The organism is Gemmatimonadota bacterium (assembly GCA_040388625.1).
Classification (GTDB): domain Bacteria; phylum Gemmatimonadota; class Gemmatimonadetes; order Gemmatimonadales; family Gemmatimonadaceae; genus Fen-1247.
In genome coordinates, this window is the sequence record JAZKBK010000006.1 from 1 (window position 1) to 18990 (window position 18990).

At 62.0% G+C, this 18990-nt stretch carries 15 protein-coding genes and 1 tRNA gene; 14 read left to right on the forward strand and 2 right to left on the reverse strand.

Features of this window, described 5'->3' with window-relative positions:
- The first annotated feature begins 177 nt into the window (after positions 1-177).
- From V4529_13600 to V4529_13655, 12 genes are all read left to right on the forward strand, one after another.
- Positions 178-1737, forward strand: a complete 1560-nt coding sequence (locus V4529_13600; protein ID MES2359363.1) for a trypsin-like peptidase domain-containing protein — start codon at positions 178-180, stop codon at positions 1735-1737.
- Positions 1738-1811: 74 nt separating this feature from the next.
- Positions 1812-1893 (forward strand) — tRNA-Leu (locus tag V4529_13605).
- 148 nt (positions 1894-2041) lie between these two features.
- Positions 2042-2929: a phosphatase PAP2 family protein gene (locus V4529_13610; GenBank protein MES2359364.1), complete on the forward strand. Its 888-nt coding sequence runs from the start codon at positions 2042-2044 to the stop codon at positions 2927-2929.
- Between the two features lie 62 nt (positions 2930-2991).
- Positions 2992-4239 (forward strand): trigger factor, encoded by a 1248-nt coding sequence (tig, locus tag V4529_13615; protein ID MES2359365.1) that lies wholly within the window; start codon positions 2992-2994, stop codon positions 4237-4239.
- A 2-nt stretch (positions 4240-4241) separates the two neighbouring features.
- Entirely contained in the window at positions 4242-4871 is a 630-nt protein-coding gene (locus V4529_13620; GenBank protein ID MES2359366.1) for an ATP-dependent Clp protease proteolytic subunit, read from the forward strand.
- A gap of 198 nt (positions 4872-5069) precedes the next feature.
- Positions 5070-6308 (forward strand): ATP-dependent Clp protease ATP-binding subunit ClpX, encoded by a 1239-nt coding sequence (clpX, locus tag V4529_13625; GenBank protein ID MES2359367.1) that lies wholly within the window; start codon positions 5070-5072, stop codon positions 6306-6308.
- 390 nt (positions 6309-6698) lie between these two features.
- Positions 6699-9182 carry an endopeptidase La gene (gene lon, locus V4529_13630; protein MES2359368.1) on the forward strand — a complete coding sequence of 828 codons (2484 nt, stop codon included), beginning with the start codon at positions 6699-6701 and terminating at the stop codon, positions 9180-9182.
- Between the two features lie 8 nt (positions 9183-9190).
- Entirely contained in the window at positions 9191-9808 is a 618-nt protein-coding gene (yihA, locus tag V4529_13635; GenBank protein ID MES2359369.1) for a ribosome biogenesis GTP-binding protein YihA/YsxC, read from the forward strand.
- The gene (locus V4529_13640) at positions 9805-10467 is read left to right on the forward strand and encodes a hypothetical protein (GenBank protein ID MES2359370.1); all 663 of its coding nucleotides are present in this window, start codon (positions 9805-9807) and stop codon (positions 10465-10467) included. The genes yihA and V4529_13640 overlap by 4 nt, the downstream gene beginning before the upstream one ends.
- A gap of 14 nt (positions 10468-10481) precedes the next feature.
- The gene (locus V4529_13645; protein ID MES2359371.1) at positions 10482-11315 is read left to right on the forward strand and encodes an acyltransferase; all 834 of its coding nucleotides are present in this window, start codon (positions 10482-10484) and stop codon (positions 11313-11315) included.
- The gene (locus V4529_13650; protein ID MES2359372.1) at positions 11312-11860 is read left to right on the forward strand and encodes a thioredoxin family protein; all 549 of its coding nucleotides are present in this window, start codon (positions 11312-11314) and stop codon (positions 11858-11860) included. Before V4529_13645 ends, V4529_13650 begins: the two co-directional genes overlap by 4 nt.
- 106 nt (positions 11861-11966) lie before the next feature.
- On the forward strand, positions 11967-14258 hold the full coding sequence (locus tag V4529_13655; protein ID MES2359373.1) for an ATPase, T2SS/T4P/T4SS family: 2292 nt from the start codon (positions 11967-11969) through the stop codon (positions 14256-14258).
- A gap of 17 nt (positions 14259-14275) precedes the next feature.
- On the opposite strand, the gene V4529_13660 is transcribed toward V4529_13655, so the two are convergent.
- Positions 14276-14542 (reverse strand): hypothetical protein, encoded by a 267-nt coding sequence (locus V4529_13660; GenBank protein MES2359374.1) that lies wholly within the window; start codon positions 14540-14542, stop codon positions 14276-14278.
- 429 nt (positions 14543-14971) lie between these two features.
- Here V4529_13660 and V4529_13665 point away from each other — a divergent pair, with 429 nt between their 5' ends.
- Positions 14972-16153 (forward strand): carboxypeptidase-like regulatory domain-containing protein, encoded by a 1182-nt coding sequence (locus V4529_13665; GenBank protein MES2359375.1) that lies wholly within the window; start codon positions 14972-14974, stop codon positions 16151-16153.
- 194 nt (positions 16154-16347) lie between these two features.
- Here the strand turns inward: V4529_13665 and V4529_13670 are convergent, their stop codons facing one another.
- Positions 16348-18420, reverse strand: coding sequence for a TonB-dependent receptor (locus tag V4529_13670; GenBank protein MES2359376.1), 2073 nt, complete (start codon positions 18418-18420; stop codon positions 16348-16350).
- A gap of 186 nt (positions 18421-18606) precedes the next feature.
- On the opposite strand from V4529_13670, the gene V4529_13675 reads away from it, so the two are divergent.
- Positions 18607-18852 (forward strand): hypothetical protein, encoded by a 246-nt coding sequence (locus tag V4529_13675; protein ID MES2359377.1) that lies wholly within the window; start codon positions 18607-18609, stop codon positions 18850-18852.
- Positions 18853-18990: the final 138 nt, after the last annotated feature.

Below are 18990 nucleotides of genomic sequence, written 5' to 3' on the forward strand. Positions count from 1 at the left end.
CAGCTCCCCGGAGCTGCGCACGGATCCTGGCATCAGGGCACGCGGGCACGGGGACCTACCCCTACAGCGTTCACGTGGCACGCTATGTTCGATACGAACCGAACGCCGTCTCCGGTGTTTTAAATGGAACGATGGGCAAGCCCCATCGTTCCAGATTACTCTTTACCTTTCACCTTCATGCCTCCCATATCATCACGTGTCCGCTGGGGAACCGCGGTCGCGGTAGCATTCATCGGCGGCGTTCTTCTGGCGTCCGGCAAGGGATGGACGCGACTTGGCTTCGCTCAGGATGGCTCAACAGTCTCCGCCATCGCCCCAGGCGGGGCGCCGGCAGCCGGTTTCTCCTCGATTGCAGACCACGCCACGCCGGCCGTTGTCTCGATTCAGGTAGACACCAAGAACCGCGCACCCACGCGCGTCCGGCAACAGATTCCGCGCGGCATGCTTCCGCCCGGGATGGAACAGTTCTTCGACTTCGGTCAGCCGCAGGCCCGTCCATCGGTGGAGGAAGCCAGCGGCTCTGGCTTCATCGTTACCAAGGACGGCTACATCCTTACTAACAATCACGTAATCACCGGCGCCGATCACACGACCGTCGCCGATCAGATTCACGTGAAGCTCATGGATGGCCGCGTCTTCGCCGCAAAGGTCATCGGACACGATCCATCGACGGACGTTGCTGTCCTCAAGATCGACGGCAACAACTTCCCGACGATCCCGCTCGGTGATGATACCAAGGCCAAGGTTGGCGAGTGGGTAGTCGCAATTGGAAATCCGCTCGGCGTTCTCGACTTCACCGTCACCGCCGGCATCGTGAGTGCGAAAAATCGCTCACTGCCTGGACTGCTCGGCAGCGATCGCTACGCGATTTCGGATCTCATCCAGACCGACGCCGCAATCAATCCCGGCAACTCCGGCGGCCCGCTCATAAACACGCGCGGCGAAGTAATCGGAATCAACAACGCCATCGCGAGTGAAACCGGCTACTACGCGGGATACGGATTCGCCGTCCCGATCACGCTCGCGAAGAAGGTCATGGACGACCTCATCGCACACGGTCACGTCAGGTTCGGAATTCTCGGCGTTCAGATAAGCGAGGTGGATGCAGATGCAGCCGCCGTCGCGAAACTGGATCACGTGTACGGTGTCCTCGTTCAGGGATTCAATCCTGACACACCGGACAATCCTGCACGCAAGGCAGGATTGCAGGAAGGCGACGTGATCATCAGCGCCGACGGCCAGCCTGCGGATCGCGTGAGCTCGCTGCAGCGTGTAATACGCAACCACGCGCCAGGCGAGACCGTGCATCTCGAGTATGTCCGCTACGGCAAGAAGATGGCTGTAGACGTCAAGCTCGCACCGCGGCCCTCCGACTCGACGACTGCGACGCAGGCGAGCGCCAACCCAACTTCCACCAAGGGTGTCGCGGGCGCCAAGCTCGGCGCCACGATCGCACCACTCCCGCCGCCGGATCAGCGTCCCGCCGGTTTCCCGAACCACGGTGTGCTGGTCACCGACGTTGTCAGTCTGGGCACGTCATACGGCAAACTGCAGCCGGGAATGGTGATCACCGAGGTGCTGTACCCGACACCGCGCAAACAGGTCAACTCGGTCGCTGATCTTCAGGGCGTTCTCAACTCGATGAAGGCTGGCGACTACATCAGCCTCAACGTCGCGCTTCCTGACGGCCGCGGCGGCGTGCAAAACGCTGTGGTGAACATTCGCCTGGGCCAGTAGCCAGGCCATTACCATTGGAAAGCGGCCGGGATGCGTAATCGTATCCCGGCCGCTTATTTTTCGTTTTGCATCACGCGAGGATGGCGAAATTGGTAGACGCACCAGCCTTAGGAGCTGGCGGTTAACACCATGGGGGTTCGAGTCCCCCTCCTCGCACTGATCGGTCCTGCGTGGACTTCGCGTCAACTTTAGTTGCACCCGCCAGACGCGACTCGTACTGTTCGCCTGTGTGCCAGTTCCCGATCGATCAGACCAGAAGACGCACAGCTGCATGCCAGCGTCATCTCCAACACTCCGACGCGGCATGAAACTGCGGGAACGTGTCCTCGTTGCGATGAGCGTGCTTGCGCTCCCTCTCGCCTCCATAAAAGCACAATCGGCAGCCAGCGACAGCATCGCCGCGGCTTCATCGAATTCGTCCGTACCCACCACCGGCGCGCAGGCTGATTCGACCCCGCCCTGGATCACGAAGCGTGAGTTGCTTGGCGGCGGAATATCGGTACTGGCCACCGTTGCGGTCGCCCCTCTGGACAAGCCGGTCTCTGCAGAGTTCCAGGAAGCGGGCTGGCAGAAGGACGAGCCTTTGCACAGCGCCAGTCAGGCGCTCGCGTTCGCCGGCGGCCCGGGACCGTTCCTGCTTGGGGCGGGATTCATCGCGGCCGGTCGCCTGTCAGGGAGTCCGCGACTCTATGGCGCGGGGATGCACCTCACCGCGGCTGTGCTGCTTGCGGCTGGCGTGACAGCCCTGGGAAAGGGGATTGCCGGACGCGCCCTTCCAGGAGTGAAGACATCGGAAAGTTTCGCATGGGCTCGTGGGTTTCACAGAGGGAACGGTCCATTCGTGTCGTTCCCGTCCGGCCACACCGCCGCAGCATTCGCAATGGCCTCGGCGTTGACCGGAGAGACCGCAGCCTGGCGTCCGGGGCTCGCGCGCTACGTCGGCCCGTTTGCCTACGCGACGGCGTCGGCAATTGGATTCGCTCGCCTCTATCAACACGTGCATTGGGTGAGCGATCTGCCGCTGGCAGCTGCCATCGGCACATGGAGCGGGATCTCGGTCGAAAGCCACGTGCATCACAGCGGCCGACGCGGCGTGATAGCCGCCGTCGCGCGCTGCGCAACGCTCCAGCCGAGTCCGGAGGGAGGCGTGTTGGTGGGCGTATCGCTGCCGTTCGTCGCAACCGGCAGATGACGGCTGGGGTGGCACCGGACTGACGCGACGGGATATGCCCCCGCGACCGTTATATTCCAGCGATGGAGATACAGCTCAACCCCAAGACCACCACCGGCGTCGAGCGCGCCGTTGAAGTGACAGTTCCAGCCTCGGAAGTGGCCGCGGCTGAAGAGCGCACCACCAAACGCTATGCCTCCCAGGCACGGCTGCCCGGCTTCCGGCCCGGCAAGGCCCCGGCGGCCGTTGTGCGCAAGAAGTTCGCTGAAGCGATCCGCAACGAGACGATCGAATCGGTCGTGCGCGAGGCCTACAAGGAGATCGTCGAAAAGGACAACATCCAGGTAGCGTCGCAGCCGCACATCCACGATCTCAAGTTCGAGGAGGGCTCGCCGCTCACCTTCGAGTTCCATTACGAGGTCCGGCCAACGGTCGAGCTCGGGCGAACCAGCGGATTCAAGGTGCGCCGCGAACCCGTGACCGTCACCGACGAACAGCTTCAGGAGCAGATCGACCGCCTCCGCGACGAGCACGCCGCATGGGCCCCCGTAGAAGGCAAGCCAGTCGAAGGCGACATGGTGAGCGTCGGTCTCTCCGTCGCTGATGACGAAGGCAAGCTCGCCGAGCCGCGCGACGTATCGCTCGTGCTTGGCGACGGCAAGGCGATCGCCGGAATCGAGGAGCTGATCATGGAAGCGGGTCCGGGCGAGACGGTCGAGCGACCGGTTCGGTGGCCGGAGGATTTCCCTGAAGAAGCGCAGCGCGCGCAGACCAAGACGGTTCGCGCAACCGTGCACGAAGTGAAGCGCAAGTCTCTCCCGACTCTGGACGATGCATTTGCACGCGAGATCGGTGACTTCGATTCCGCCGATGCACTCCGCTCAGCGGTTCGCCAGGACATGGAGAAGTTCGCGCAACGTGAATCGGAAGCGCACGTGCGACAGGGTCTCATCGACCAGGTGATCGCTGCAAATCCATTCGACGTTCCGCGCAGCTGGGTGGGGCAGCTGGTGGATAACTACGCCGAGACGTATCAGGTTCCCGCGGACCAGCGTGCGCAGTTCGACACCGAATTCGCGCAGGTCGCGGAGCGACAGATCAAACGCGACCTGATCGTCGACGCAATTGCAGAACAGGAAAAGCTCACCGCTTCCGAGCGCGATCTCGACGACAGGATCGCGGAGCAGGCGACGGAGCGTGGAGTCGAGCCCGGGCAGCTTTACGCAGCGCTGGAAAAGGGCGGCAGATTGAAGGATCTGGAGCGGACCATTACGGAAGACAAGGTGTTCAAGTGGTTGGTTGAACGAAACGACATTGTGACAGAGGCCTAGTCATGGCGATTTACGCACCATATGTAATCGAGCGATCTTCTCGCGGAGAGCGCACCTACGACGTTTTCTCACGTCTGCTCATGGACCGCATTGTGTTCCTCGGAACGCCGGTCACCGACGACGTAGCGAACGTCATCATCGCGCAGCTGTTGTTCCTGGAATCGGACAATCAGGAGCGCGACATCCACATGTACATCAACTCGCCGGGCGGCTCTGTTTCCGCCGGAATGGCGATCTACGATACGATGCAGTACCTCAAGAGTCCCGTGAACACGACGTGCATGGGAATGGCGGCGAGCATGGGCGCGTTCCTGCTCATGGCAGGCCGGAAGGGCAAGCGGTTTGCGCTTCCCCACTCGCGCATCATGATCCACCAGCCGTCGCAGAACGGTGGCGGCGGATCGGCATCTGACATCGAGATTCAGGCGAAGGAGATTCTATTCCTGCGCGAAAAGCTGAACTCGTTGATGGCCAAGCACACGGGTCAACCGTTGGAGCGCATCGAGCGTGACACGGACCGCGATCGTTTCCTTTCGGCGGAAGAGGCGAAGGAGTACGGCCTGATCGACGCTGTGATAACGCACCGCGGCGAGATGATCGAGACGTCCAGCCAGCCGCAGGTTACAGTCTAGCGGGGATGCATGTAGCCCGTCGTTCCCGCGAAAGCGGACCCGGAGTCGCCATTCCTGCGAAAGCGGGAATGACGACCGATGGACCGGTCCCCGCTTTGGCGCGGGATGACAACCCTTGCTTGTGAATTAATTCACAAGACCGATACCCGTTAAGAATGGTTGACCGCGCCATGCCCGGGTATTTGCTTTCAGACAGATATGTCCACCGATAAACACCTACGCTGCTCCTTCTGCGGCAAGTCCAAGGACTCGGTCCGGAAATTCATCTCCGGTCCATCGGTCTACATCTGCAATGAGTGCATCGCTCTCTGCAACGAGATCCTGCAGGAGGATGAAGAGCGCGAGGTAGCCGATGCGATCACGCAGGTTCCCTCACCCCAGGAAATCAAGGACGTTCTCGACCAGTACGTAATCGGCCAGGAACAGGCGAAGAAGGCGCTGGCGGTCTCGGTGTACAACCACTACAAGCGCATCAACGCAACTGCGGTAAAGGACGACGAGGTCGAGCTCGACAAGTCCAACATTCTGCTCATCGGCCCCACCGGTACGGGCAAGACGTTGCTGGCCCGTACACTGGCGCGAATCCTCGACGTCCCATTCACCATCGCCGACGCAACTACTCTCACCGAAGCTGGCTACGTCGGTGAGGACGTCGAAAACATTCTGGTCCGGCTGCTCCAGGCTGGCGACTTCAACGTCAACGACTGCGAGCGCGGCATCGTCTACATCGACGAGATCGACAAGATCGCGCGCAAGTCGGAGAATCCCAGTATCACGCGCGACGTGTCGGGAGAAGGCGTTCAGCAGGCGCTCCTCAAGATCATCGAGGGCACCGTTGCCTCTGTCCCGCCACAAGGCGGACGCAAGCATCCGCAGCAGGAATACATCCAGATCAACACGAAGGACATTCTGTTCATCTGCGGTGGCGCCTTCGACGGTCTCGAGAAGATCATCGAATCACGCATGGGCCGGCGTCAGATCGGGTTCGGCGACAGCGACGCGAAGCAGGCCGCGTCCAAGAACGCTTTCGCCAACGTCGAGCCTGACGACCTGCTGCGCTTCGGGCTCATCCCTGAGCTGGTCGGCCGTCTTCCGGTAACCGTCGCGCTTGACGCCCTGGACGAAGAGTCGCTCGTGCGGATCCTCAAGGAGCCGAAGAACGCTCTCACCAAGCAGTACCAGCGCCTGTTCGCCCTGGAAGACGTGAAGATATCCTTCGAGGAGAACGCCCTGACAGCCGTCGCTACCAAGGCACTCAAGCGAGGCACCGGCGCCCGCGGCCTTCGCGCCATCCTGGAAGAGGCGCTGATGGATGTCATGTTCGACATTCCGGCGCGCGACGATGTGGTGGAAGTGCGCGTCACGGAGTCGTGCATCACGAACAAGACGCCCCCGTTGTTGGAGTTGAGCCCCGTGAGGCGCAAGAAAGAAGCGTAGTTACGTGGATTATGTAGGGGCAGGCCCCCGTGCCTGCCCCGCCGTACGACGACGATTTCACCCGAAACGATCTGGCGCGCGATTCGATCCCCGGCCCGGTTCAACGCCGCGCGATTCGATCGCCCACGATTCGATCCCCGGCCCGGTTTGACCATGCGCGATACGTTCCCCGGCGCGATTCGACCCCACCCGATACGACCCCCGCCGATGATCCCGATGTGATTTTTGGTGCATGGTGCGCGTGAGACGTCCGCGGCATCAGCGCGGGCAGGCGCGGGGGCCTGCCCCTACGGTGTCGTCATCCATGGGGGGAACGGTGCAGGGCTATACGATGGCGCCCGTGGCGTACCGTCATCACCGGCGCCCCATCCGGCTGCTAGCTTTCCTGTAATGCCACCCACCAAAAGCCGCGCACGCGGCGCCTCCCGCACCACTGCCGAAGCGCCGGCGCCCAGCGAGCCGGCTACGGAGACCTCGCCCGACGCGCGCACCCTTCCCGTGCTCGCGCTCCGCGACGTGGTCTTCTTTCCGAATGTGATCATGCCGCTCCTCATCGGACGGAAGTCATCACTCGGCGCGCTGGACGAGGCGGGGCTCGGCTCGGGCGACGTCCTGCTTGTCGCACAACGCGACGCGTCGGACGAGGAGCCGGGCGGGCCGGATCTGTTCCGCACCGGCGTGATCGCTCGCGTGATTCAGCTGAGCAGACTGCCAAACGGGAGCAGCAAGGTCCTTCTCGAGGGACGCGAGCGCGCCCGCGTGACGAGATTCGTACGCAGACGGCGCGGGATTCTCCACGCAGACGTGCGCTTGGACCCTCTCGTCGCCTCCGGCCACGAAGATGCACGACTCACCGACGCCACCGCGCGGCGCGCAGTCGCCCTGTTCGAGGAATACGTCGAGCTGCAGCGCCGGATTCCGTCCGAGGTAATCGCTCTGGTGCAGAGCGCCATCACACCGGAACGCCAGGCGTACGGCATTGCCGCGCACGTTCCGGCCGCACTGGAAGTGCGCCAGCGGATTCTGGAATCCGCCACACTCGAAGATGCGTTCAGCGCAATCACCGTACTGCTCGCCGGCGAGATCGAAGTGCTGCGCATCGAGCGCAAGCTGGACGACGATACGCGCGGCGCGATGTATCAGACGCAGCGCGAGTTCTATCTGCAGGAACAGCTCAAGCTCATCCACCGCGAGCTTGGCCAGGATGACGCCGATGACGTGAGCGAGCTGGAATCTTCGCTGCAGGCGAAGGCGCTTCCGGAACCGGTGCGAATGCGCGTGCAGCGCGAATTGCGTAAGCTGCGCCGCATGGCCCCCACATCGCCCGAATACACGGTGTCGCGCAACTTCCTTGACTGGATCGGTGCCCTGCCCTGGGATGAGCGCACAACCGAAACCCTGGAGGTGGCGCACGCGCGACGTGTGCTGGATGAGGACCATTACGGCCTGCAGGACGTCAAGGACCGCATTCTCGACTTCATCGCAGTGCTGTCGCTCGTCGGCCGCATCGACGGCCCCATACTCTGCCTCGTCGGGCCGCCCGGCGTCGGCAAGACGTCGCTCGGGCGATCCATCGCGCGTGCGCTTGGCCGCAAGTTCGTCCGCATGTCGCTCGGCGGCGTGCGTGACGAGGCGGAGATTCGTGGACATCGGCGCACCTACATAGGTTCGATGCCGGGCCGGGTGATTCAGGCGATGCGGAAGGCCGAGGTAGTGAATCCTGTGATACTGCTGGACGAGATCGACAAGCTCGGGCTGGATTACAGAGGCGACCCCGCGGCTGCTCTTCTCGAGGTTCTGGATCCGGAGCAGAACTCGGCATTCAACGATCACTATCTCGAAGTCGATTACGATCTATCGCAGGCCCTGTTTGTAACAACGGCGAATTCGCTCGCCACGATCCCCGACGCGCTGCGCGACAGAATGGAGATCATTCGCGTGCCTGGTTATCTCGATCAGGAAAAGCTCGCAATCGCACGCAAGTATCTCGTTCCGCGCCAGTTGGAAGCGAATGGTCTCGACGTGAGTGAGGTGAAGCTCGACGCCGACGTGTTACCGGCGATTCTCCGCTCCTACACACGCGAGGCCGGAGTGCGCGAGCTGGACAGGCAGATCGCGAAGCTTGCGCGCAAGCTGGCGCGTCGTCAGGCGGAAGCGGGCAACCAGTCGATTGCATCGCAGCACGTCGCTGCGTCCGATCTCCATGGCATGCTCGGCGTGGAGCGCTACGACGCGGATCTCGCGAGCCTCGAAGACAAGATCGGCGTCGCTCGCGGGCTGGCATACACAACGGCCGGTGGTGAGACGCTCGAGATCGAGGTGAGCGTCGTGCGCGGTCGTGGCAAGATCTCGCTCACGGGCACGCTGGGCGACGTGATGAAGGAATCAGCATCGGCAGCGATGAGTTATGTGCGCGGCCGCGCCGATGAGCTTGGTGTGGCGGCGGATTTCTATCGCACGCGAGACATCCACATTCACATCCCGGACGGCGCAACGCCGAAGGATGGGCCGAGCGCTGGTATCGCGATCGCGACCGCGGTTGCGAGCGCGCTGACAGGGATTCCGGTGCGCGGCGATCTTGCCATGACGGGTGAGATAACGCTGCGCGGGCGCGTGCTTCCGATCGGGGGTCTCAAGGAGAAGTCGGTCGCAGCACATCGGAATCACGTAGTGGACGTGATAATCCCGCATGCCAATGCGCGTGATCTCGAAGAGCTGCCACAGGAAGTACGCGACGCGATTCGCTTCCATCCAGTGAAGACGATGGACGAGGTACTCAAGCTCGCACTTCGCGGCGCGTCGCCTGACGTTACTGCGCAACGCACACGGAAGCGTCCACGCAGTCAGGCGGTCGCGGCCGTGAGCGCGCATTAGTGTCTGCGATGGCATCCACTGATCCGCTGGTGATTCGCTCGCTCGAGTTCGTGGGAGGACTGGCGAGCGTCGGCGGATGGAGACCGGACCTCGATCTCCCGGAGATTGCGTTTGCGGGCCGATCCAACGTCGGCAAATCATCGCTGTTGAACAAGCTGCTCAAGCGGCGCAGCTTCGTGCGCGTGAGCAAGACGCCGGGCCGCACTCGCGAGATCAATTTCTTCAAGGTGAATGGCACGTTTCTGCTCGCCGATCTTCCCGGTTACGGGTATGCCAAGGTATCGAAGACGAGATCGGCTGAATGGGGTCCGTTGATCGAGTCGTATCTGCGCAGCACCAGACAGCTCCGCGGTGTGGTGCAGTTGCTCGACGTGCGCCACGACCCGACCGAAGACGACCGTCAGATGCTTGATTTTCTTGCCGAGGTCAGCGTCCCCGTCATGTTCGTCGCAACCAAGACCGACAAGTTGTCGCAGGCCGCGGCGACGCGGCGCGTGCAGGAACTCGCAATCATGCTGCAGGTGGACGAGGATCACATCATCCCGTTCAGTGCACAGACAGGCACGGGACGTGATGAGCTCGCGGAGGCGATTTCCGGCTTGCTTGCTCCGGAGCCGGCTGCTTGACGGTCAGCCGGCGGCTCGTCTCCGGGCTGATGGTGCTTGGCGCGGTTCCGTTCACTGCCTGCACCACCGTTCCCAGCTCGGGTCCTCAAGCTTCGGTACCAGTGTCGGGAGTACCGCAGGCCGACACCGCAGGCATCACTCTGCTTCCGCCGGGCTACGGATCGTTGCGGCAGGACGACCTGTCGTTGCACATCGACGCCGGAACGGTTCTCGTGCGCGCGCTGCCACTGGACGAGGCGCTGATTCGGTTGCTGACGCCGGACTCCTATCGTGCGCTGCACGATCTCAAGGAAGGAAGTCGCGCCGAGATCGAAGCGATCGCCCGTCGCTATGGGGGCCGGCCGGTGTCCGTGTGGCTGATATCGTTCTACGGCGTCGAGCCGAATGCGCGATTCACTCCTGGCGACCTCATCGTAACGAGCGGCGGCCGCGACTTCCGTCCGTACGACATTCTCGCACTGACAGTCGGCTTCGGCGAGAACCGCCTGAGGCAGCGCGAAACGCAGAGCGCGTTGTACGTGTACGACGGTGATGTGCAGGTGAACCAGCCCGTGTCCATCGCATATCAGGGTTCAGTCGACAACAGTTGGGATCAGACGCTCCAGGTGATAGAGCGCGAGCGCGCGATGGTGCGTGCGCGGTCCGGAAAACCGAATTAGCTTACCATCCTACCATGGCGATTCTTCCATTACGAAAGCTTGCCGACTCTCCCACTGAACCGCTGAAGCGCGCGTTTCTGGAGGAGATCGAAGATGCACTCGATGCAGCCGTTGATCGCAACGAGCTGTGCAGAAAGGTGCTTTGCTCGTTGAGCTATCCGGAGTACGCAGACGGATGGGAAACGGCGGTTGAAGACGAGTCGCTTCTATCAGCGACCCGGCTGGCTCTGCTGGCGCTGGATCCGCGCAACATCACACTCGAGCCGGAATATTACGCCGAGTGTGACGGAGCAGCATTCGCGCTGACCAAACCGCTACTGTGGTTGTGGTATTCGTTCGATCGCACTCCCCTCGGTGGTCAGAACGTCGATCTCGGTATCAGGTTACGACGGATTCTGGCCCAGCGTATTTTCCGGAAGTGTGGCGAGAACTTCAAGGCGTTTCAGAACGTCGAAGTGTCGTTCGGCTACAATCTCGAAGTCGGCGACAACGTAGTGGTTCATCGCAATGTGCTGCTGGACGACCGCGGCGGCATCGTGCTGGGGGACCGCGTATCGATCAGCGATTTCGCGAACATCTACAGCCACACTCACAGCATCGTCGACCAGCGCGACGTCACCGACGCCGTGACGCGAATCGATAACGACGTGCGCATCACCTACCATGCGACGGTTCTTGCCGGGGTTCATGTGGGAGAGAACGGGATGGTCGGTGCGGGCGCGATCGCCACGAAGGACGTTCGGCCGTACCACGTGCACGTCGGAATTCCCGCCAAGAGCATTCGCGTCAAGCCCAATGCTCCGGCCGACGTATTCCACCTGACGACTATCAAGCCACCAAAGCCATGATGATGGACGCTGACCGGTTCCTGCAAGGTCAGACTCTTGAAGAGTTTGTGACGACAGCGATGAAGTACCAGGAGCTATGGACACTCGGCGCGAAGCGCGCAACCGTCCCCGCCGACGTCATCGAGCAATTCGATACACTGCGGACGCCCGTGCGTCTCATCGCGCTCAACGAAGACTGGTGTCTCGATGCGGTTGGAGTCGTGCCGTACGTCTCGAAGCTCGCCGAGGAGCATCCGCTCGTGGAGTTTCGGAGCTTCGGGCGAGACGCCAACCCGGATCTGATGGATGCGCATCTCACTGGCGAATCTCGATCCATCCCGGTCGTAATCGCGTATGATGCTGACTGGAACGAGCTGGGCTGGTGGGGTCCGCGCCCTGCCGAGCTTCAGGAATGGGTCAGGACCGAGGGCGACCTGTTGCCCAAACCAGAGCGGTATCACTACATGCGACAGTGGTACGCGCGCGACCGCGGCGCGACGTCGCTGCGCGAGATCGCCGACATGGTGATGAACTCGCTGGACGCGCGCACTGCGGCAACGGGATGACGTGAAAGGACGACGTAGAAAGGCGATGTAGAAGGATGATGTACGGCGCGTCCCGCTTGCGCTGTGACCAGTCCGTTCGGCGTAGCTTGTCGGTCGGAGGCTCTCGATGGAACGCGCAGCACAATCGACCGACGAATGGATTCTACCAGTATTGCGCGAGCTGCTGACGTCGGCCCAGCTCGCAGCGATCGCAAAGGACACGACGGCGAGCAAATGGTGCGTCGCTGTCTCCAGCGGATTCACGACTGACGACGCGATTCTGCGCGCCATAGCGCGACGAACTCGGATGCGCGTAGCCGGCGCGCTCACGTCGTCGCCACAAGCCGTTGCGCGTGTTCCGGAGCGACTTGCGCGGCGATACTCGATTCTGCCGCTGTCGGTCTCTGCAAGTACGATAGACGTGGCCACCGCCAATCCCTACGATCTCCACTGCGAGCAGGCGATCGCGTTTGCAGCCGGTCGACGAGTACGAATGTCGCTCGCGCTTCCGGCACGGATAACCGAGCGCCTGGAAGAAGTGTATCGGCCCGCATCGGTGGTCGAGCGGCTGCTGGCGTCGGTTGGGCCTGTCGCCGTGCATCAGGTCGAGCCCGAGACAGATCCAGCAACAGCAACCCAGCTCGCCGACGGTGCGAGGGAGAGACCGATCATCAAGCTGGTCGATCATATCGTCGCGGAGGGAATTGCGGCGAGAGCGAGCGACATTCATCTCGAGTCCGAGGAAGACGCAATCTCGGTTCGCTATCGAGTGGATGGCGTGTTGCGAACGGCGATGACTCTTCCGCGCGCAATCGGACTGCCACTCGTGTCGCGCGTCAAGATAATGTCGCGACTCGACATTGCCGATCGGCTGCGCCCGCAGGGCGGACGGGCGTTGGTGATGGTGGAGGGTGAGCGAATCGATCTCCGCGTGTCCACGCTTCCGGCGGCGCACGGTGAGAAAGTGGTGATCCGCATTCTCGATGCGCGTGGCGGCGTTCGCTCGCTCGACGCGCTCGGCTTCGACGACACCGATGCAGCGCGGCTGACGCGGCTGCTCGAAACGCGTGAAGGATTGATTCTCGTGACGGGCCCGACCGGCTCCGGCAAGACCACCACGCTGTACTCTGCCCTGCACTCACTCGTATCACGCGGATTGAACGTCATCACGGTCGAAGATCCGGTCGAATACCGGATTCCGGGGATAGTGCAATCTCAGGTGAACGAGAAGGCCGGTCTGACGTTCGCCGCGGCGCTGCGATCGATCCTGCGACAGGACCCAGACGTAATTCTGGTCGGGGAGATCCGCGACGCGGAAACGGCGGCGATAGCAATTCAGGCTGCACTTACGGGACACCTCGTCTTCGCGACCCTTCACACCATCGACGCCGCGAGCTCCATCACCAGGCTAGGCGACCTCGGCGTCGATCCGGCGAAAACCGGAACGGCGCTCAAGGGAGTGGTAGCGCAGCGGCTGTTGCGCCGTATGTGTTCCGCCTGCGCGCGCGACAGCGATGAGCCGATTCCACCTTCGCTCTGGGATTGCATCCCGAACGGTGCGCGGCTCAAGGCGGGCGCCGGCTGCGACGTCTGCGCTGGAACGGGCTTCAGAGGCCGCATGGCGGCAGTCGAGTTGCTGACGATGACTCCGACGCTCACACGTCTCATAGTGACGAGCGCTCCAGCGCCCCTCATCACCGCCGCCGCGCGCGCCGATGGAATGCGCTCGCTCTGGACCAGTGGCGTCGCGCGAATAATGAGTGGCGAGACGACCGCTGCCGAAGTGTCACGGGTGCTGGACGCCGAGACGAACAGGGCCGGTGACGGCGATCAGGCCAGTGCAGAGCAAACAGACGATTGGCCTTCACGGGACGCCAAATTGCCTGCGATGTCGCCATATTCCGAGCATGGTACACAACCCGGAATGCCCGAGCGGCGCGTGGGGACAGATTCGATGACGCGAATCGAAGTTGGCGTGGTGGATGTCTACGTGATCGACCCCCAGACCGAGACGTGGAGAGTGCTGGCGCTACGGCGAGGAACCGGAACTCGCTGTCCCGGCGCCTGGGAGGCAGTCCACGGCCGGATCGAGTCCGAAGAGACCCCGGAGGACGCGGCGGTGCGCGAAGTGCTTGAGGAGACCGGACTCACGATCCGTCGACTGTACAACATCACCGTGCACTCTTTCTATCTGCATCAGACGGCGCGCGTGGAAGTTGCGATCGTGTTCTGCGCGTTCGTCGACAGCGGAGCGATCGTTACGCTCGGACAGGAACATGTCGAGTACACGTGGCTGAGCATGGAGGACGCAGCGTCGCGATTCCTATGGCCGCGCGCGACGCAGGCGCTGGGTGAGATACGACAGTTGTTGGGGAGTGGCGATGCGGGACCGGCTGAGGATGTGCTGAGAGTGTTGTGAGGAGAGGAGTGTCACTTTCACTCTGATTGCGAGACATGAACGAGGAAAGTCGAACGAATCGTGCCCGTTTGCACGCAGGACGATGCCTGTTGCTCGAGTTCGTCGCACTTGTCGCGTTGTCCGTTATTTGGTGTGGCGTGGCTTCTTCCCAACAGATCAGCGGAGCCGTACGTGTCAGCGCTCCAGCGGTTGCGTTGGACGAAACGAGCGTCGTGCTTGTCGACTCCTCCGGCGTCGTTGCCGCTGTTAGTACCACGGGCAGCAAGGGTAACTTTACGCTGCATGCTCCGAGGGCTGGTAGATACCGGATCCGCGCCCGTCGAATCGGTTTTCTTCCCGATTCCTCGGCTTACATCACGTTGAGCGCCGATCAACCGTCGCCACGCATCACTCTTTCGTTAAGCCCATTCCCTTTCCAGCTCGCGCGTGTGGGCGTTGAGGAAGCCCGTCGCTGTGTAATCGCGCCACAAGCAGGTGTAACCGTGTTCAGGCTATGGCAGGAAGCTCAGAGCGCCCTCACGGCAACGATGGCTACCTCACAAGACGTCCACACGGGCTTTGTGTTGCGTCGATTCGAACGGAGGCTGGACCCCCGCACCGGTCTAATCGAGGAGTCGCGTTCGTGGGACTCCCGCACGACCACATCGGAGCCATATGCGAGTATCCCCGCGGAGTCTCTGGCGACACACGGGTTCGTCGTTCCGGACGGCAAAATGCTGGTATACTACGCGCCGGACGCCCGCACCTTGATCTCCGATGCATTTGCAAGGACGCACTGCTTTCACCCGAGGGAAGACGGAGCACACCCCGATCTCATAGGGCTTGCGTTCGAGCCGACGAAGCAACGCGAGCGGGATCGATCCGTCCGCGACGTATCTGGCACATTGTGGCTCGATCGCATCACGCTGGCTCTCAGAACGCTCGACTTCGAATACCGCGGCAACTCCGGAAGTGCGATGGATACCGACGCTACACCAACCGGACATCTCCAATACGCACAATTGCCGACCGGCGCGTGGATTGTAAATAGCTGGCTGATCCACATGCCGGTCGTCACTGTCGTGTCCACTATAATGGCCCCGAACGGCCTCTCGTCGGAGACGGGAGCGATTACGCTTGTCCGCACTAACGCGAGACGCGTCGAAAGTGTCTGGGAAGCTGGTGGTGATGTGGAACACACCCTGGCGGTCGCGTGGCCCCGCGATTCGTCGAACGCGATATCCCCGTATGGCGCCATTCACGGTAGCGTTGTTGACACGACGTCGTCCGGGGCACGCCAAGGCATCCAGGATGTCCGCGTCACGTTGCGCTCCACGCGCCTCGCTTCGGATTCCACGACACTCTACTCCGTATTTACCAATGCTGCTGGTAGCTTCGCGATCGAGCATATCACACCGGGTGCGTATTCCATTCGAATGACATCGGCGCGCCTCGACACATTGGGAATCGACATCGCCGCGCGGCAACTAGATGTGGGGCCAGCGACACTGCAATCTTCGGCGACAATCATCCCAGCGGTTGCGGAGGTGGTGCACAACATGTGTCAGAACAGCCTGCCGCCCCGCGAAGCGCTGCTTCACGGAATCATCCATAATTCAACTGACGATCCCGTACCCGGTGCGCGCATCGATGCGTCCTGGTTTGCGATCGCAGATTCGCGCCGAAGCCATTTCGCGGCGACGACGCATACCGTTGCGACATTTTCCGATGCTCGAGGTGCGTACGTGATCTGCGGAATACCGACGGATCAAGCGTTGAAGATCGTCGTGACGGACCGCGCCGGAGGAAGTACCACGTCGACAACCCTCACCCAGAAGGCGCGCGTCGGCATGGCAAATTTCTCGCTGCCTGGTGGTCATGTGCTTCCATCGGAGCAGCCCCTCTCCGGCCGCTAAATCGTCACTCCACGCTGAACGCGAACGGCTGAATTACCAACTGCCTCACCGGACATCCACCCGTCCTCGTCGGCTCGTACGCTGCCGTGGAAGGCCGCTCGCGTAACGACTTGGTGAACCCGTTCTACGTCGCATGGTTCTGAGCCTGCCGAGCACGGTGAGAGGTCGGGGCGGCGTTCGCGTCCCGCTTACGATTACATCACTCTGTATCGTACCGCGACGTAGCCGGTCCGCGGCTCTCCTGGTGCAACGATATGACCCGCAACGAGCTCAGGATACGCACGGTCGAACACGTTGCGAGCGCCGATGTCCAAAGTGGTTGCATGGTTGAGACGTACGCTGGCCGTGGCGTGTAGCAAACCGTATGCTCCCAGAACGACACCTGGCTCGTCGAAGGGCGAGTACGGACCAACCCAATTCCCGCTCACTCGGATGGTCCATGGAGCGTCTGCACTCGCACTCGGCGAGACGTCAAGTGCGGCCGATCCGACGTACCGCGCTGTATTGTATACTCGAAGCCCATTCAGCACTACAGCGGGTCCGTTTGGATCGTCTCCTGGAACGACCTGATTCGTGTATCGCGCGTCGTTGAACGTCCAGTCGCCGCTCAGCGTAGCGAACGAATTTACGGGTGCATGTAAGCCGAGCTCAATGCCTTGGCGCTTGCTTGCACCGCCACTTATAGAGCCAGCAGTAAGTGGATTGAAAGTCTGTTCGTTGCTGACATTCATCCGAAATAGAGCGGCGGATGCAGTGATGTGATCGACATCGAGCTTTACGCCGCTCTCGTACGCCCATACCGTGATTGGCGCTAACATCGGATCTGCGAGCACACCGTCCGTGGACCGGAAGCCGCGTGATGCGTTGGCATACAGGGCGACCTCACGCGTGAGACGCACGAGCGCCCCCATTTTGGGCGAGAACACACCGTGCGCGCCCGAGGCCGTCTCACCGCCAGCGACATCGGGAGTCGAGCGCGTGTCGAGAATATCGTAGCGACCTCCCAAGTCGAGCCGGAGGCGTCCGATCGTAGTGCTTGACGCAACGAACAACGCGCCAGAGAGTTGTCGCCCGGTAAATAACGCGTTGACAGAATCGCGCGCCCGCGCCGTGGTGAAGTAGTTCTGATAACGAGCATCGTCGAGTCTACCTTCGGTACCGACGGTGATATCCGTGTTCGCCGTGGTATATGTCACGGCACTCGTAAGACCAAAGCCGGTTCTCGAATCTTCTTCTTCGGTCTGGCTACCCGTACCCTCGAACTGCCCGCCCGCGGGTGGAATAGTGAGAAACAACTGCCAGCGGCCCTGCGTGGCGTACGCTGTCGTTCGCCAGATCAGATCGCCGCCAGTGACGCGTAGACTCACCCGCTCCTGGGCACGCCGCTTGAATCCGCCGTCAGTCGGATTCGACACGATGTCATACTGATGAGCCCGGAACTCGCTCTCACTCAGGTAGCCTGGTGAGCGCCAGCGCGCCCCATAGAGCTCGATCCCGCCGTCCAGGGTGACGTTCGGTGCGAGACTGCGCACGATGCGCGCGTGCCCCTGAGTGAGATCGCTGGCGCTGTTGGGGCGGAAACCATCTTCGTGGCGCGCGCGCAAGCCGAACACGCCGCCGCTGGATCCGTGATCGAATCCAGATAGTACTGTTGCGTCCGCGAGGCCATTCGAGCCGCCACTCGCAACGAGTTGCGTTCCGGTCATGCGCTCGACGGTGCGAACGTTGACAACTCCAGAGATGGCGAAGTTGCCGAAGAGTGGGCTCACTGGGCCTTTGATGATGTCGATGTCCTGGATTGCCAGCGGGAAGAGCAGACTCCAATCATTGTAACCCTCTGCGTGGCCGTTAACGGGCTCGTTGATCGGCACGCCGTCAACCCAGAGCGCGAGATCGGTCGAATGATCCGAGCTGAAACCGCGGAGTGATGCGTCTGACGCGAAACCAGGTCCCTGGCCTTGCTGATGAACCTCGACGCCTGCGGTTTGGCGCAGCAGCTCCCATGGAGTCGCGGCGGGCGTTAACTCGATGACGCGCTGCGAAACGTGCGTCGAGGTTGAAGGCGATCCCTGATCGGCTGGTGCAGCCGTGATCGTGACTGCGTGCAGTTGCGCTGCACGCGCGGTGGAGTCCTTCCGCGTTGAATCAGTCACCTGCGCCTGCACGGCGCTTGTGACCGAACTGATGGCGATACAGAGCGTCGCAGCAGCGATGCCCGCGCGCCCGAACAGAATATTCGGGATCGAATGGATGAATCGATGAATCATTGTGTCGCGATGAAATCCGAGAGCTGGGCACGGCGGGCGCCGCACGAGGCGATCTCGGCGATAGCTGGTGAGAACGACTACGCTATCGGATCGGGAGGGCCGTTCGCGAAGGGAAGACGATGAGCTGGCCGCGCCGGTGCAAAAAACGTCGCACGATCCGGCGCGAGGGTCGAAGCATCCGCGCTGATGACGGATGGAAACGCAGCCGCAAATGCAGGTCCGTCACAGGTGGGCGCTGAAGGACAGCTGCAGGCAGAGCCGCAGCAGTCGGGCGACGAACCATCGGGATGGTGCTGGCCGCCCCCGCGCTTGGTCCGATCGTGGCTCGCAGTCGAAGCATGTCCGCAGTCGCTGCCCACATCGGCGGCCATATCGCGCATCTGCGGCATTCCGGACATTGCGACCATTGCAGCCGCGTGCATTCCCGTTTGAATCGGGAACACGACCGCGAACACGATGGCGCAGAGCGCCCACCCGAGACGAACCGACCATGACCGGTGCACGTGGTTGAATATAGCAACCGCGGATCCGCGGTGCTCGGACGCATGGCTGGCGCTTCCATTGAGAGCA